Source organism: Glycomyces buryatensis (assembly GCF_004912275.1).
GTDB classification, from domain to species: Bacteria; Actinomycetota; Actinomycetes; order Mycobacteriales; family Micromonosporaceae; genus Glycomyces; species Glycomyces buryatensis.
The window spans coordinates 139209-155502 of record NZ_STGY01000072.1; the positions used below are offsets into that span (position 1 = coordinate 139209).

The 16294-nt window shown below is 67.7% G+C and carries 10 protein-coding genes and 1 pseudogene; 4 read left to right on the forward strand and 7 right to left on the reverse strand.

Annotated features, from left to right (window positions below):
* Positions 1–6: 6 nt before the first annotated feature.
* The 6 genes and pseudogenes from FAB82_RS21930 to FAB82_RS21955 form a co-directional block, all read right to left on the reverse strand.
* Positions 7–1479: a glycoside hydrolase family 43 protein gene (locus tag FAB82_RS21930; RefSeq protein WP_136536692.1), complete on the reverse strand. Its 1473-nt coding sequence runs from the start codon at positions 1477–1479 to the stop codon at positions 7–9.
* On the reverse strand, positions 1479–2381 hold the full coding sequence (locus tag FAB82_RS21935) for a DUF6807 domain-containing protein (protein ID WP_136536693.1): 903 nt from the start codon (positions 2379–2381) through the stop codon (positions 1479–1481). The genes FAB82_RS21930 and FAB82_RS21935 overlap by 1 nt, the downstream gene beginning before the upstream one ends.
* Complete coding sequence (locus tag FAB82_RS21940; RefSeq protein ID WP_136536694.1) at positions 2378–3493, reverse strand: Gfo/Idh/MocA family protein; 1116 nt, start codon at positions 3491–3493, stop codon at positions 2378–2380. Before FAB82_RS21940 ends, FAB82_RS21935 begins: the two co-directional genes overlap by 4 nt.
* Positions 3494–3520: 27 nt before the next feature.
* On the reverse strand, positions 3521–4828 hold the full coding sequence (locus FAB82_RS21945) for an ABC transporter substrate-binding protein (RefSeq protein ID WP_136536695.1): 1308 nt from the start codon (positions 4826–4828) through the stop codon (positions 3521–3523).
* Between the two features lie 38 nt (positions 4829–4866).
* Positions 4867–5828, reverse strand: a pseudogene (locus FAB82_RS21950) (carbohydrate ABC transporter permease).
* On the reverse strand, positions 5821–6741 hold the full coding sequence (locus tag FAB82_RS21955) for a carbohydrate ABC transporter permease (protein WP_136536696.1): 921 nt from the start codon (positions 6739–6741) through the stop codon (positions 5821–5823). Before FAB82_RS21955 ends, FAB82_RS21950 begins: the two are co-directional and overlap by 8 nt.
* Before the next feature lie 178 nt (positions 6742–6919).
* Here FAB82_RS21955 and FAB82_RS21960 point away from each other — a divergent pair, with 178 nt between their 5' ends.
* The 4 genes from FAB82_RS21960 (at position 6920) to FAB82_RS21975 (ending at position 14439) form a co-directional block, all read left to right on the forward strand.
* Entirely contained in the window at positions 6920–7930 is a 1011-nt protein-coding gene (locus tag FAB82_RS21960; protein ID WP_136536697.1) for a LacI family DNA-binding transcriptional regulator, read from the forward strand.
* Positions 7931–8249: 319 nt separating this feature from the next.
* Positions 8250–9506 (forward strand): family 16 glycosylhydrolase, encoded by a 1257-nt coding sequence (locus tag FAB82_RS21965; protein ID WP_136536698.1) that lies wholly within the window; start codon positions 8250–8252, stop codon positions 9504–9506.
* Positions 9507–9611: 105 nt separating this feature from the next.
* Complete coding sequence (locus FAB82_RS21970) at positions 9612–11336, forward strand: RICIN domain-containing protein (RefSeq protein WP_136536699.1); 1725 nt, start codon at positions 9612–9614, stop codon at positions 11334–11336.
* 100 nt (positions 11337–11436) lie between these two features.
* Positions 11437–14439 carry an RICIN domain-containing protein gene (locus FAB82_RS21975; RefSeq protein WP_211116767.1) on the forward strand — a complete coding sequence of 1001 codons (3003 nt, stop codon included), beginning with the start codon at positions 11437–11439 and terminating at the stop codon, positions 14437–14439.
* 94 nt (positions 14440–14533) lie between these two features.
* Here the strand turns inward: FAB82_RS21975 and FAB82_RS21980 are convergent, their stop codons facing one another.
* Positions 14534–16036, reverse strand: a complete 1503-nt coding sequence (locus FAB82_RS21980; protein ID WP_168801712.1) for an RICIN domain-containing protein — start codon at positions 16034–16036, stop codon at positions 14534–14536.
* Between the last annotated feature and the right edge of the window lie 258 nt (positions 16037–16294).

The following is a 16294-nucleotide window of genomic DNA, read 5'->3' on the forward strand; positions in this document are numbered from 1 at the left end:
CGGCCCCTATCCCTCCGGGAGTTCAACGAACTCGACCTTCCTGACCAGGACCGAGCCGGCCTCGGCCCACAATCCGAGCGTGCGGCCGGTGAAGCCGCCCGCGACTTCGGTCGAGACGTAGCGTCCGTCGAGGCGGGCGAGAGCGGAGAAGCCCGAGTCGTCGACGATGCCGAGCTCGATGTCGTCCGGGCCCTCCTTGGTCGCTTCGACCGACCGGATGCGGAAGGTGACCTCCGCAGCGGAGAGCGGTCGCGCGCCTACGACGGCTTCGACCTCTCCGACACGCGAGACCGCTTCGGCCGCATGGTCTTTCATGCGAAGCCCGTACCAGTGCCGACGGTCGATGCGTACCGCCGCGGTGAAGGCGGACTCGCCGGGTTCGACGGTGATGTCGGCTTCCCAGCGGTTCCCGGCGGTGCGGAAGAACAGTCCGGACGGCTCGCCCGAGGTGCCGGCGGCGGGCTCGACCCGGACACCGCCGGGAACGAGACTGGCGCACTGCTCGGGCCGAACGCCGGGCGAGACCCACCTGGGGTCGAGCCGGGGCGCGGTGAATTCGTCCTTGAAGGACCACCGTGACTCGGGCAGGGCCGCCTCGGACGGCGTGAACTGCGGCCAGTCGTCGATCCAGGCGATCTCGGCGAGGAAGGTCTCGCGGCCATTGACGTGGTAGCGCGGGGTGCGCCCCCGCGGCCGGACGCCCAGATGCACTGTGGCCCAGGTGCCGTCGGGACGCTCGACGAGGTCGGCATGACCCACGTTCTGCACCGGATGGCGGGTGCTGCGGTGGGTGAAGACCGGATTGTGCGGCGCGGACTCGAACGGTCCGCGCGGCGAGCGCGAGCGGGCCACCGAGACCACGTGCCCGCGATCGGTGCCGCCCTCCGCGATGACGAGATGCCACCACTCGCCGCGCCGGTACAGATGCGGCCCTTCGGGATTGCCCAGGCCGGTACCGTGCCAGATCCAGCGCGGCTCCTCCAGTACCTTGCCGGTGTCGGGGTCGATCGCGACCTGCCTGATACCGATCTGCTTGTCGTTCCAGGAGCAGTAGGTGAGCAGGCAGGTACCTTCGTCGTCCCACGTCAGGTCCGGGTCGATGCCGTCGATCCCGGCCAGGTGGACCGGGTCGGACCACGGTCCGGCGGCGTCGGTCGCGCTGAAGAGCAGGTGCCCGCCGCGCGGGTCGTCGATATCGGTGGTGACCAACCAGAACCGGCCCTCGTGATGGCGCAGCGTCGGGGCGTAGACACCGCGACTGGCGGTCGAACGCCCCGCCGGGAACTGCACGTCCCGGTCCAGGGCGTTGCCGATCTGCCGCCACGAGACCAGGTCGCGCGAATGCCAGATCGGCACGGCCGGGGCGTACTCCATTGAGGAGTTCGCCAGGTAGTAGTCCTCCCCGACCCGGCACACCGACGGGTCGGGGAAGCATCCGGCGATCACGGGCGTCGTGGCCGCCGTCTCGATGGGACGCATCAGAGGGCCTTGCTCACAGCCTCCGCCAGGTCTGGGGCCGCGTCCGCGTCGGCATCGGCGATGCCCACGCCGTAGCGGAAGCGAACCGTCTCGCCGTCGGGGACGGTGAGCTCCTCGCTGAAGAACGGCGCCGGGTTGAGGCAGGCGAACTCCTCTGAGCGGGCGAACCACTGCGGCGGGTGGTGCGGATTCTCGGCATCGTCGACCATGAGCACCAACGAGGTGGCATCGGCGTCGTCGTGGCGTCCGGAGAAGCCCATCCACTCGTGGCGCTGGCCGCGGACGTCATTGCCGGAGCCGGAGCCCGCTTCGGTCACGAGGCGGCCGTTGGTGAAGGCCCGCGGGCCGCGCCAGAACAGGCCGCCGTAGCCGGCGTTCTCTCGGCCCTTGGTGGTCGGCGAGCCGATCGCGATGTCGTGTCCGGAGACATTGTGGAGCTCGGTCTCGAAGGTCAGCATCCACGCCTCGTCCGAGAGCAGGCGCGCGCTGAGCGCGCGCCGCTCGGTCAGATACGGGGTCCCGGCCTGGGTGTTCCAGTCCAGTTCGTGGGTCAATTCGGCGGCGCCGTCGACCTGCTCCAGGCGGGTGAAGTTCCGATGCAGCTGGGTGCCGTTGTTGTCCTTCTGGACGTAGAACCGGCCGTGAACGTAGGTGGGGCCGCCCCAGAAGTTCTCCTCCCCCACATGCGGCAGCGAGAGCGCGATGCCCTTGTGCCACACGTGGTCCCAAGGCCGGTAGAGACTCACCAGATGCCCGGCGCGGGTGCGGATCGGGTGCAGGTACGGCTTGGGCGACTCCAGCTGCGGGGAGTCGGGCCGGTAGACGTAGCGGAAGAGCTCGGTCTCGCCGTCGCGGACGGTCACCGCGCTGCCGAGGTCGTGTCGGATGTCGAGGTTGCTCATGCGGTCGTCTCCTTGAGGGGCGCCCACGGGACGGCGCCGCCGTCCATGCTGCGATTGAACGGGTCGTTGCGGGTGATCTGTCCGGCCCCGATGGGGCGGCCCTGGAAGGCGGACGCATAGGTGGCCGCGGCGAACTCCATCGTTCGGCGGGCCTCGGCGAGGGAGACGCCGGGCTCGGTCCCGGCCGCGAGGGCGTCGACGACCGCCTCGATCTGGAGGCGGTGGCCGCTCTCGAGATCAGGCTCGTCTCCGGCGAGCCAGAGCTCGGAGAGGTCCTCGTGTCCGGGCGCGGGAGTGAAGCGCCAGTCGGCCTCCCGGTACCCGTAGAGGTGCTCCAGCTCCACAGTGGCGTGCTCGAAGTCGAAGCGGAGCCGGGAGGTCTCGCGCGGGGACACGACCGAGTTGATCACGGTGGCCATCGCACCGTTCTCGAAGCGGGCCAAGGCCATCGAGACGTCCTCGGTGTCGGTCGGGCGCGATAGGCGCCCGGCGAGAGCCGTGAGCTCGGTCCAGGGGCCGAGGACCGACAGCAGCAGGTCGAACTGGTGGATGCCGTGGCCCATGGTCGGCCCGCCGCCTTCGACCTCCCAGCGTCCCCGCCAGGGCACGTCGAAGTAGGCGTCGTCGCGGAACCAGAGCGTCTCGCAGGTCGCCACCAACGGCCGCCCCAGCACACCCGAGGAGACCAGCCGCCGGAGCCGGACCGCGGCCGGACCGAAGCGGTGCTGGAACACCGTCAGCACCGGCACCCCGGTCTCGGCCTCGACCTCGACCAGCTCGTCCATCTCGGCCAGACTCAGCGCGGTCGGCTTCTCGACCAGCGCCGGGACACCCGCCCGCATCGCCGCGATCGCGAGCGGCACGTGCGTCTTCGGCGGGGTGCAGATGTGCACCAGATCGAGCCGCTCCTTCTCCAGCATGACTTCGGCGTCGCCGTACACCGCGGGCACCGGGAAGCGGCCGGTGAAATCCGCGGCGCGGGCCGGGTCGATCTCGGCCACGGCCGTCAGCTCGGCGCGGCCGCCCAGCTCGGTCAGAGCGTGGGCATGCGCGTTTGCGATGCCGCCGGTGCCGATGATGCCGCAGCGGATCGGGGGTCTGGGAACAGGCATGGTGCTCTTCTCTATTCGGGCCGCCGGCTAGGCGGCGGCGTCGATTTCGGACTGAAGTTCTTCGATGAAGGCTTCGGCCGCGTCCTGCGGCGTGCGCTCCCCGAACAGGACTTCCTGGGTGTAGCGCTGGATCATCGGGTCGAAGCCGCTGCCGCCGTTCGGGGTGACCACCACGGCGGGCCCGGCGGCGGCCGACTCGATGTAGTCCACGGCCAGCTGCTCGCCCTCGTCGAGGTCGGCCGCGACGTGCTCGCGCATGGCCTCGTTGGCCGGGATACCGCGCTCGGTGCCGAGGATGTCGGCGGCCGCCTCGTGGTTGACCAGGAAGTCGACGAGGGTCGCGGCCTCGGCCGGGTGCTCGCTCTTGGAGGAGATCGACCAGTACATCGACGGCTTGACGAAGTTCGCGGCCGCTTCGGCGTTGCCGGGCAGTTGCAGTAGCCGGAAGTCGGCGCCGCTCGCCGCGAGCACCGGCGTGATCTGGGTGTTGTAGAAGAAGCCCATGGCGACCTTGCCGGTGGTCAGGCTGCCGCCCTCGATGCCGCCGTTGAGGCTCTCGACGGTCTGGGCGGCGCTCTCGACGCCGCCGGACTCAATCAGGTCCAGGTTGTAGTTCCACAGATCGACCAGCAGTGCGGGGTCGAGGGTGACCTGGCCGTCATCGCTGTAGAGCTCGTTGCCGTGCAGTCGGGACCAGTAACGGATGCTGCCCTGGTCGATGCCGCCGGTGACGCTGGAGCCGTTGATCTCGCCGCCGCTCTTCTCGGTCAGCTCATTCGCGATGGCCGCGTAGTCGTCCCAGGTCCAGGTGTCGCCATCGGGCAGGTCGACGCCGTATTGGGCGAACAGGTCGGCGTTGATGTAGCTGGCGATCATGCCCGCGCCGATGGGGATCGCGTACAGCGTGCCGCCGACCTCTCCGGTCGCGAGGGTCGACTCGTCGAATTGGGAGGTGTCGAGGAACTCGTCCGCGCCGGACAGGTCGAGCAGGCTGCCGCGGTCGCCGTAGGAGGCGAGGTAGAGCTCGTCCATTTGGATCACGTCGGGTGAGTCGTTCGCGGCGGTGGTGGTGGCGAGGGCGTCCCAGTAGCCCTCCCACGGCTTGTACTCGGCCTTGACGGTGATGTTCGGGTATTCCTCTTCGAACTCGGCGATCGCCTGGTCGGTCAGGTCGGCGCGGGTGTCCGCGCCCCACCAGGTCAGGCGGAGGGTCACCGGTTCATCGCTCAGTTCCATGTCGCCGCCGCCGCCGGTGCCGCAAGAGGCCAGTCCGGCCGCGGTGGGCAGTGCCACGGCTCCGGCGCCGAGGCCTCTGAGCATGAGTCTGCGTTTCATTGTGTCGCTCCTTTGCGAAGGGTTGGAAGGGTTGTCGGTTACTTGCCGCCGGTCGTGGCGATGCCCCTGAGCAGGAATCGCTGCCCGAACAGGAACACCAGGAAGATCGGGACCAGTGAGACCACGCTCATGGCGAGCGCGGCGCCCCAGTTCGTTCCCGCCTGGGCGTCGACGAAGGCGCGCAGTGCCACCGGGACGGTGTACAGGTCCGGGTCGGTCAGGTAGATGAGCTGGGAGAAGAAGTCGTTCCAGGTCCAGATGAAGGTGAAGATCGCGGTGGTCGCGAGCGCGGGCACCATGAGCGGCAGGATCACCTGGGCGAAGATGCGCGGGTGGCCGGAAAAAAGAGCGGCAGGATCACCTGGGCGAAGATGCGCGGGTGGCCGGCGCCGTCGATGCGGGCGGCCTCGTCGAGTTCGATGGGGATGCCGCGGATGAACTGGACCATCAGGAACACGAAGAACGCGTCGGTGGCCAGCAGTTTGGGCACGATGAGCGGCAGGAAGGTGTTGACCCAGCCGAGCTGGGAGAACAGCACGTACTGCGGCACGATGATGACGTGGATCGGCAGCATGATCGTGAGCAGCATGATGGCGAACCACAGCCGCTTGCCGGTGAACTCGAGCCGGGCGAAGGCGTAGGCCGCCATCGAGCACGAGACGAGATTGCCCACGATCGCGCCGAGGACCACGATCGAGGAGTTGATCAGGTAGACGCTGAACGGGTCGGCGAAGGCGTTCCAGCCTTCGGCGTAGTTCCCGGTCTGCAGGTCGTTGAGCAACAGACTGGGGTCGCGGAAGATGACGTCGTTCGGCCGTAGCGAGCTGACGACCATCCACAGCACCGGATAGAGCATCACCAGCGCGCACAGGATCAGCATGGCGTGCTTGACGATCGAGCGGACCGACCGGAGACCGGTCCAGGCCCGTCGACCTGGGGCCCGGTTCGACCCGCGTGGCGTGGCGGCGGTCGGGGTGGTCTTGGCGAGGGTGTCAGTCATTGTAGAAGACCCAATACTTCGAAGCCCAGAAGTTGATGGCGGTGAAGGCGCCGACGATGAGCAGCAGCAGCCAGGCCAGGGCCGAGGCGTAGCCCATGTCGAAGTTCCCGAATCCGCGCTGGTACAGGTACAGCGAGTAGAACAATGTGGAGTCGGCCGGGCCGCCCGTGCCACCCGAGACGATGAACGCCTGGGTGAACGACTGGAACGCGTGGATGATCTGCAGGACCAGGTTGAAGAAGATGATCGGCGTCAGCAGCGGCAGGGTCACCGATCGGAACTGGCGCCACTTGCTCGCCCCGTCGACGGAGGCCGCCTCGTAGTACATGCGCGGGATCTGCCGCAGCCCGGCCAGGAAGATCACCATCGGCGAGCCGAACGTCCACACGTTCAGCGTGATCAGTGTTCCCAGGGCGGTCTCGGGCTCGGAGATCCATCCGCGACCCTCGATCCCGAACAGGCCCAGACCCTCGTTGAACAGTCCGTCGGCGCCGAACACCATCCGCCACAGGACCGCGATGGCGACGCTGGCGCCCAGGAGCGAAGGCAGGTAGAACATCGAGCGGTAGAACGCCAGGCCCCGCACTCCCCGGTCCAGCACAATGGCCAGTGCCAGGGCTAGGGCCAACTGGAGCGGGACGGACACCAGGACGTAGGTGAAGGTGACGCCGAGGGAGGAGTGCAGGCGCTCGTCCGTCAGCATCCGGGTGAAGTTGTCCAGCCCGGAGAACTCGGCCGGCTGCAGCAGGTTGTAGTCGGTGAAGCTCAGGAACAGCGACGCGAGCATCGGCCCGAGCGTGACGACGAACAGACCCAGGAACCACGGCAGCAGAAAGAGGAACGCGGTCTTGTTCTGCCGCTTGGCGGTCGCGCCATGCTTGCCCAGATTGCGCAGTTCCGTGGTCGCGCTCATGAGCCCGCCTCTGGCAGGCGCGCGGCGCCCCGGCCGCGGGCGGTGTCGGGACCCGGCATTGGCGCTCCTTCGCGTCGAAAAATAGTGATCGTTCACTATTTGCGGTTCGACCTAAGATAGTGAACGATCACTCTCGTGTCAAGATGGCCACTGGATCAGTGAGAGGAAAATCAGGCGGATGACCGAACGTTCCACCGAATCGAGACGACCGACGATCAAGGAGGTCGCGCGCCTGGCCGGTGTCTCTCACCAGACGGTGTCCCGCTACCTGCGCTCGAGGAACGGCTTGAAACCGGCCACGCTCTCTCGCATCGACGCGGCCGTCAGCGAGCTGAACTACCGCCCGAACCTGGTCGCGAGGTCGATGCGAACCCGCCGGACCGGCCGACTGGCGATCCTCCTCCCGACGGTGGCCTTCAACCCGGCGCGAATGCTGCACGGCGCGACCGAGGCCGCCCATGAGGCCGGCTTCTCGGTCGAGGTGGTCAGCGTCATCGGCGGCGCCGAGGACAGGACCGAGCGGATGCTCGAGATCGCTGGCACCGGACAGGTCGAGGGCATCGTGGCGCTGGCACCGCTATCCCCCGGGGCCGAGGATCAGGCGCCGCAAGGAGAGACGATCGTCGTCGCGGCCGACTTCGACGACCAGATGCGCGGCATCGGCGAGCTGGCGGACGCCTCGCCGCTGGTATCGATCATGGAGGGACTGGTCGACCTCGGGCACCGCCGTTTCTTCCACGTGGCCGGGGATCTCCGATTCGCCTCGGCGCGGGCCAGGAAGGCCGCGTACCTCGAGACGGTCGAACGGCTCGGCCTCGAGTCCGTCAGGGTCGTCGACGGCGACTGGTCGGGCAAGTCCGGATACGATGCGGTGCACTCGCTTTCCGACGAGGCGATGCCGACGGCCGTCGTCGCGGCCAACGACATCGTGGCCGCGGGGGCGATCCGCGCCCTCATCGACCGCGGCCTGGACGTTCCCGGAGACGTCAGCGTCACCGGCTGGGACAACAACGAAGCGTGCCAGTACCTGCCGCCGGCCCTGACCAGCGTCGAAGTCAACCTGGAAGGCCTGGGCCGCAACGCCATACTGAGCCTGGTCAAGTCGATCTCCGGCCGTGAGCTCGAACCCTCGCCGCGCCCCCTGCAACACGCGATCTGGCGCGAATCGACCGGGCCGGCGCGCCGCTAGGAACCGCCGGGCTTCTTTCGGCCCTCCGGGGAATCCGCCGGGGCCATGCGTGTCGGGGCGGTCCCGATTCACGTTCGAGTGCCCAGGCGGGCACACGAGGACGGATGACCGAAACGATCCATTGTGCGTTATGAAAACGTTACATTGATATTGATACATGTAAATTGACAGATACTGGAACCGTTGTCATCATGAAGTTCCACAGTGTTCCCTGCCACATGGACGGCCGCCCAGCCCGACGTCGGCAGCACGTGCCCTATAGCCCCCTGCCCGCCATCCACACGATCCATCAGCAGGACGTTCCTCAAAGGAGACTCCCATGGCATTCGGTCCGGAAGACGTCAAGTTCGGCCGCCGCGGACTACTCGTGGGCGGCGGCGCCCTCGCCTTGTCGGCGCTCGTGGCGGCACCCGCTTCCGCCGCGGAAATGCCCCCGAATCCGCTCGAGAAGCCCGGTTGGATCCTCGATCGACACGACGAGTTCAACGGCAGCCTGGACCAGGATCTGTGGATCCCGAAGTACCTGGAGTCCCGGACCACCGTCGAACGGGCCACGGCACGATACGGGTTCCGCAACAACGCCCTCGTGCTCCGCATCGACGACGACCAGCCCACCTACTACAGCGACAACCCCATGAAGGTCTCGAGCATTCAGACGGGGCAGCGGACGAACCTGCACAAGGACAATGCATTCGACCACTCGATCCCCACGGACATGAAGTACACGCCCCACTACGGCTACTTCGAGATCCGCGCGAAGAGCTCCGCGAAGAGCGGGATTCACACCGCGTTCTGGCTGACAGGCAGGCAGGACACGTGGGAGCAGCGCGGGGAGGTCGACATCATGGAACACGCGGGCATCCATGGGAAGAGCCGCTTCAACTACAACCTGTTCAGGTGGTCGGATCCGAACCTCTCGACTGACACCAGAAGCGTCGGCGTCGGATTCGACATGACCACGGAGATGCACATCTATGCGCTCGAGTGGACTCCGACCCAACTCAAGCTGTACATCGACAACGTCCTGACGAACACCATCAACCAGTCGCTCAAGTACCCGGCGGTGTTCTACCTGGGCATCTACGAGCGCGCCGATTGGACCGGTCCGCTCGACCCCAACGACCCCCGGCCGAAGGAGTTCGTCGTCGACTACTTCCGCGCCTACAAGCCCGCCGGCACTGCCGCCGATCCGCAGAGCGGTCAGACCTACCGGCTCCGCAACGTCTCGACCGGGCAGTATCTCGACTCGGGCAACGGCAGCGCGGTCGCACTGGAATCGGGAAGCATCTACGACGATCAACTGTGGACGCTCACCGAGCGGCAGACCGGCTATTGGACGATCGACAACGTCCGCGAAGGCCGGGGGTATCTCGACTCCGACCCGGACGGCAAGGTCATCTGGAGCACCGAACGGATCGGCGATGACACCCTCTGGGCGATCACCCCCGTGTCCGGCGGCTTCCGGATCGACAACAAGCAAAGCGGACGCGGCTACCTCTACGGATCGGGCACCTCGGTCGGGTGGAACGCCGGGGCAACGGACGCGAACACCGTCTGGACGCTCGAACGACGGTAACGACTTCTCCCTCAACAGCGGAATATCGCGCAGCGGCCCGCAACGGGCACGCGAGCATGGCGCGCCACTTGTCCGATTCCGCTCCCCTCTGAAAGGAACTCCAATATGAAACGCCAACGCGCGCTTGCGGTTACCGCCGCATGCACCATAGCCACCGCTACCGCCCTCGTCGCCGGCTCGGCGCCGGCCTCGGCCGACCCGCTCCAACTGAAGACCGAAGAAGCCCGGGCCGACCTGCTCGGCAACGTCGGCCCCGAGCTGGTCCAGGAGATGTCCGAGACGTTCGATCTCAGCTCCTCCGAGGTCTACGACCGCCTCGCGGTCGAGGCCGTCGCCTCCGACCTGCTCGAACAGGTGCCCGCCGAATTCGAGGACACCTACGCCGGCCTGTGGGTCTCCGACGAAGCCGACGAGATCCTCGTCGCCACCACCTCCAGGGCCGACGCCGACGACCTGGCCGCCGAGGGCGCGACCCCGATCCTGGCCGAGTACAGCATGGACGATCTCGAGGCGGCCGTCGCCGACCTCGACGCCGTGGACGCCGACGTCCACGGCTACTACATCGATGTCGAGTCCAACGACCTCGTGATCGAGGCCTCGGACGAGGCCGCCGCGACCGACCTGGCAACGGCCGCGGGCGTCGACCCGGACATGGTCAGGGTCGACATCTCCGCCGAAGCGCCCCAGACCTTCGCCGTTCGCGGCGGCGACCGCTACTCCATGGACAACGGGTTCGCTTGTTCGGTCGGCTTCGCGGTCACCCAAGGATCCACCAAGGGATTCGTCACCGCCGGCCACTGCGGCAAGGCGGGCGTCAGGGTCATCAGCGGCTCCGCCGCGCCCGGCACCTTCCGCGCCTCGGTCTTCCCCGATTCGGACCGCGCCTGGGTCGAGGTGGGATCCAATCAGACGCTGCAGAACGTCGTCAACATGTACTCCGGTTCCCGCTACGTCTACAACTCCGACGTGGCCGCCGTCGGCTCATCGGTCTGCCGCTCCGGAGCGACCACCGGGTGGCACTGCGGCACCGTCCAGGCGTTCAACCAGACCGTCCGCTACGAGGCGGGCCCGGTCTACGGCATGACCCGCACCAGCGTGTGCGCCGAGGCCGGCGACTCGGGCGGTGCGTACATCACCGGGAACAGCGCGCAAGGCATCACCTCGGGCGGCTCGGGCAACTGCCGCACCGGTGGCACGACATTCTTCCAGCCCGTGAACGAGGCGCTCAGCGCCTGGGGCCTGACCCTGTACACGGGTGACAGCACGCCGCCGCCCGGCGACGGCGACACGATCGTCGCGCGCCACTCGGGGAAGTGTCTCGACGTGGCCTCCGCGTCGACCGCCAACGGCGCGACCGTCCAGCAGTACGACTGCTGGAACGGCGCGAACCAGCAATTCGAGGTGCGCGACTCCGGAAGCGGCTACGCCCAGATCATCGCGCGCCACTCCGGGAAGTGTCTCGACGTCGCCTCCGCGTCGACCGCCAACGGCGCGACCGTCCAGCAGTACGACTGCTGGAACGGCGCGAACCAGCAATGGGACCTGCGCGACGCCGGTGGCGGCTACGTCCAGATCGTCGCGCGCCACTCCGGGAAGTGTCTCGACGTCGCTTCGGCATCGACCGCCAACGGCGCGACCGTCCAGCAGTACGACTGCTGGAACGGCGCGAACCAGCAATTCGAGGTGCGCGACTCCGGAAGCGGCTACGCCCAGATCATCGCGCGCCACTCCGGGAAATGCCTCGACGTGACCAGCGCTTCAACCACGAACAGCGCCTTGGTCAAGCAGTACGACTGCCACGGCGGCACCAACCAGCAGTGGAGCCTTTAGATCGGCGCAGATGCCCGCGGCCGGACCTGGTCCGGCCGCGGGCCCGGTCCGGTCCGGACGACGCCTTTGAAACGTTTCAGCAGCTCCCTCGGAGGAAGACATGACTCTCCATCAGTCCCCCGGTGTCCGAAGAAGATCGGTGTTCGTCGGCGCCGCGGTCGGTGCGGGCGCGCTCGCCACCGGAACCACGACCCTTCTGGAGGCGTCGCCCGCGCACGCGGCGACCCCCAGCGGCCGCACGGTCTACAGTCTCAACCCCGACTGGAGGTTCATCCAGGACAACGTGTCCGGCGCGCAGTCGTTCGGATTCGACGACTCCGGCTGGGACGACGTGAGCGTGCCGCACACCTACAACGACGTCGACTCCTTCGACGACTACATCACCTCCTCCGGCGAGTCGGCGGTGGCGATGCAGGTGACCTGGTACCGCAAGCACTTCACCATGCCCGAAGAGCACCGGGGCCAGAAGGTGCTCCTCGAATTCGAGGGCGTCCGCCAGGCCGCCACCGTGTACGTCAACGGCGCCGACGTCGGCCTGTACGAGAACGGCGTCGCACCGTTCGGCTTCGACATCACCGATCAGATCCGCTTCGGCGCCGAGAACGTCATCGCGGTGAAGGCCGACAACACCAAGTGGCGCCCCGAAGAGTCCAGCAACATGCCGTTCCAGTGGGACAGCCGCGACTTCAATCCGGAGTACGGCGGCCTGACCCGCAACGTGCGCATGTACGTGGTGCCCGCCACCTACTTCACGCTGCCGCTCTACAATGGCTTGCGAACGGTCGGCACCTACGTCTACGCGAACGCGTTCAACATCTCCGGCGCGACCGCCACGATCAACGTCGAGCCGCAGATCCGCAACGAGCTCAATTCCAGCCGCACGCTTTCGCTGTCGGCCAAGGTGATCGAACCCGACGGCACCGTCCGGGCCACCATCGCCGGCCCCTCCGTGACTCTCGCCGGCGGCGAGACCCGGATCGTCCCCTTTGCGACGAGCGTCGGCGATCTGCGGTTCTGGTCCCCCGGTGACCCACACCTGTACACCGTCGAAGTGCTGATCAGCGAAGGCGACACCGTGGTCGACGCGCACTCGATCAACACCGGGTTCCGCAAGACCACGTACCGCGGCGGCACCAGCAACGGCGGCGTCTACATCAACGACAAGTACGTCTTCCTGACCGGCTACGCCATCCGCTCCACCAACGAATGGGCCGCCATCGGCGGCGCGGTGCCCGAATGGATGACCGAGATCGACGGGAAGATGATCCGGGACTCCAAGGCCAACCTCATCCGCTGGATGCACATTGCCGCGAACCCGGCCAATATCCGCGCCACCGACAAGTACGGCATCGTCAGCATCCAACCCGCCGGCGACAAGGAGAAGGACGTCACCGGCCGCCAGTGGGATCAGCGGGTCGAGCTCATGCGCGACGTGCTCATCTACTTTCGCAACAATCCGAGCATCCTGTTCTGGGAGGCCGGCAACAACGCCATCACCGCCGCCCACATGCGGCAGATGGTGGAGCTGCGCAAGACCTGGGACCCGAACGGCGGACGCGGCATGGGATGCCGGGCGATCTCCGACGACCCCTACTGGGGCGGCAAGGAGTGCGTCGACGCCGCCGAGTGGGTCGGCACCATGCTCAACCGCCACTACTCGGTCTACGCCCGCGACCGCAAGGTCATCATCGAAAGCGAGTACACCCGCGACGAGGCGCCGCGGCGCGTCTGGGACAACGCCTCCCCGCCCGACTACGGCTACAAGACCGGCCCGGACGTGACCTACCACTTGACCTCTGAGCAGTTCGCCGGGACGCACGCCGCCTCCACCCGCTGGGAGTTCTGGGGCCAGCGGATCCAGGGGCCGGGCGACCGGCGCTACTCCGGGGCCGCCGCCCTGATCTGGGCCGATTCGAATCAGCACGGCCGCCAGTACAACTGGGAGTGCTGCCGCATGTCGGGCCGGGTCGACGCCGTCCGCATCCCCAAGGAGTCCATGTTCACCTACCGGGTCATGCAGAACCCGGATCCCGACCTCCACATCATCGGCCACTGGACGTACCCCTCCGGCACCCGCAAGACGATGTACGTCATGGCCTCCGCCCCGGTGCGCCGAGTCCGCCTGCTGGTCAACGGCACCCAGGTGGGCGACAGCAGCTCGCGCCAGCAGGACTTCCTGTACACCTTCTCCAACATCACCTGGCAGTCCGGCACCATCACCGCGGTCGGCTACGACGCGAACGGAGCCGAGATCGTCCGCACCTCCAAGGCCACGACCGGAGCTGCCGCCGCGCTCCGCCTGACCGCCCACACCTCGCCGGAGGGACTCGTCGCGGACGGAACCGACATCGCCTTCTTCGACGTCGAAGCCGTCGACTCGCAGGGCAGGCGCATGCCGACCCACCAGTCGCGCGTGGACTTCCAACTGACCGGTCCCGGCACGTTCCTCGGCGGATTCAACCCCCGCATCCAGAGAAGCGTCCACAAGTCCTACGTCCAGACCGAGGCGGGGATCAACCGCGTGTTCGTCCGCGCCGGCCGCACCCCGGGCGCCATCACCCTGCGCGCCAACGCCACCGGATTGACCTCGGCCACCGCCGCGGTCGAGTCCTCCGAGTTCGCCACCACCGACGGGCTGGTCACCCTGATCGCCGGCGAGAGCGGCGGGCCGGACGTGCCGCCGCCCACGACGTACTACACCCTCGTGGCCCAGCACAGCGGTAAGCACGCGGACATCGACGGGATCTCCACCGCGGCCGGGGCGCGGTTGCACCAGTGGTCGTCCACTGGCCGCAGCAACCAGCAGTTCGAGTTCGTCGACGCGGGCGAGGGCCATTTCAAGATCAAGGCCCGGCACTCGGGCCTGGTCTTGCAGGTCGCGAGCAACGACAGCGGCGCGGACATCACCCAGCGGGCCGACACCGGCGCCGCGAGCCAGCACTGGCGCCTCACGGAGCACGGTGGCGGCGTCGTGAGCCTCATCAACCGCCAGTCCGGCCTGGCCATGGACGTCTGGGAGCGTTCCACTGCGGACGGCGCCCGCATCTCCCAGTGGAGCTACTCCGGCAACACCAACCAGCGCTTCGCCCGCCAGCGCGTCTAGGGCCTGACCCGAATCCCGACCTCAATGAAGTGGGGCCCTGCCGCCTTTGCGGCAGGGCCCCGACCATTCGACATCGATCTCCGCTCCAAATAGCTCAGCGGAACAGGCTGGCGGGGAACACTTCCTGGGTCCGCAGTTCGCCGAGTACCAGCCGCGAAAACTCCGTGGCGCCGTGCTCGGACATGTGCGTGTTGTCGCCGGCCTCGTTGGTGAGGAACAGGGCCTTGGATCCCTCCGGGCCGAGCTGCTCCACCAGCCGCTTGCTGAGCGCGGTCAGGTCGATGAGGTCCACACCCTGCTGCTGGGCGAGCCGGCGCATCTCCGCGGGCAGATCGACGCCGACGCCGTTGACGTGCAACGCGGTGCCGTTGTTGAGCGTGCCGTCGGAGTTGAACGAGCGGCGGACGACCGGCGTGACGAGCACCGGCGTCCCGCCCTCGGCCCGCACGCCGTCGATCAGCCGGGTGAGGTTGGAGCGGAAGGTCGAGGCGTTCGTCTGCTTGTCGTTGTGCCCGAACTGGATGAGCACCACGTCCCCCTCATTGATGAGCGGGCGCATCGTCGGGAAGAGCCGCGAGTTGGCCAGGAACGAGCCGGAGCTTTCTCCGGAGTCGGCGTAGTTCGCGACCGACAGGCCCTGGGTGAAGAACTGCGGCAGCTCCTGGCCCCAGCCGGTGTACGGGCGCACATGCTGGTCGCAGACGGTGGAGTCGCCGGCGAGGAAGAGCCGCTGCGACTGGCTGGGGGTCACCGTGAGATCGCTCAGCCGCGGTGCCGAACCGCCGAAGTACAGGTCGAGACCGGGGCTGCCGGTGCTTCCGGTCGGCTGGCCCTCCGGGTTGCGCACGTTGACGGTGAAGCTCTCGGTGACCTGCTCCCCGGCGGCGGTCGCCGTCGCCCCGAGCATGGTGCGCCGGGCCTCGGCGGTGACGGTGGTGGACCCGGCCGTGCTGCCGCCGAGGACGGCGGTGACGTCGTAATTGCCGGGGGCGAGGTCGAAGCGGCAGACGATGGGCGCGGTGCCGGTGCAGTCCTCAAGTCCCCCGCCGGGCTCCCCGCCGCCCTCGACGGGGATCAGCTGGAACTGCTGGTTCGTACCGCCGTTGGCCGTGTACTGGCTGATCCGGGAGCCCGGGGTGGTCGACTTCTCCCAGACGTCGAGTGCCTTGCCCGAGAAGCGGTTCACGAAGGTCGCGTAGCCGCCGCTCTCCTGCACCTGCCACTGCTGGTTGGTGCCGTTCTGGTCGGTGTACTGCGCGACGGTCGCGCCGTTGTCGGCGCTGCGCCCCCACACGTCCAGCACCTGGTTCGAGTGGCGGGCCTGGATGCGGTAGTAGCCGCTCCCGGAGTCGACGAACCGGAACTGCTGGTTCTGCGCGTCCGTGCGGTTCGCTTGCACGAGCCCGGCACCGGTCGCAGTCGAGGCGCCCTCGATCTCGAAGACCAGGCCTGAAGACCGCGACTGGATGACGTACCAGGCCGATGTGTCCGGCGCCGCCGAGGCGCCGGCGGGGCTGAGGACAAGGAAGGAAACGACCGCCACTGCGGCCGCGACGACGGTCGACTGCAGTCGGCGTCGGATCGGGGAAGTTCGCATGCTTGCTCCATACGTGCTGGGTGGAGTCCGGTGATCCCGCCGGGACGGCGGGCACGCTGAGCCGGTTTCGTGACCGTGCCGGGCTGCCCGATCCGATTCCATCGATATATCGAATTAGATCGATATAATGCTCACTTCAGCTTAGCCGCAATCACTTTCGAAAACAACGATCTTCCAACGAGAATCGACGTATTGCCACACGGCCCCGGTCGGCTCGAGGTTCGGCCTCGCCGGCATCGCCGGCATCGGCTAGCGCGC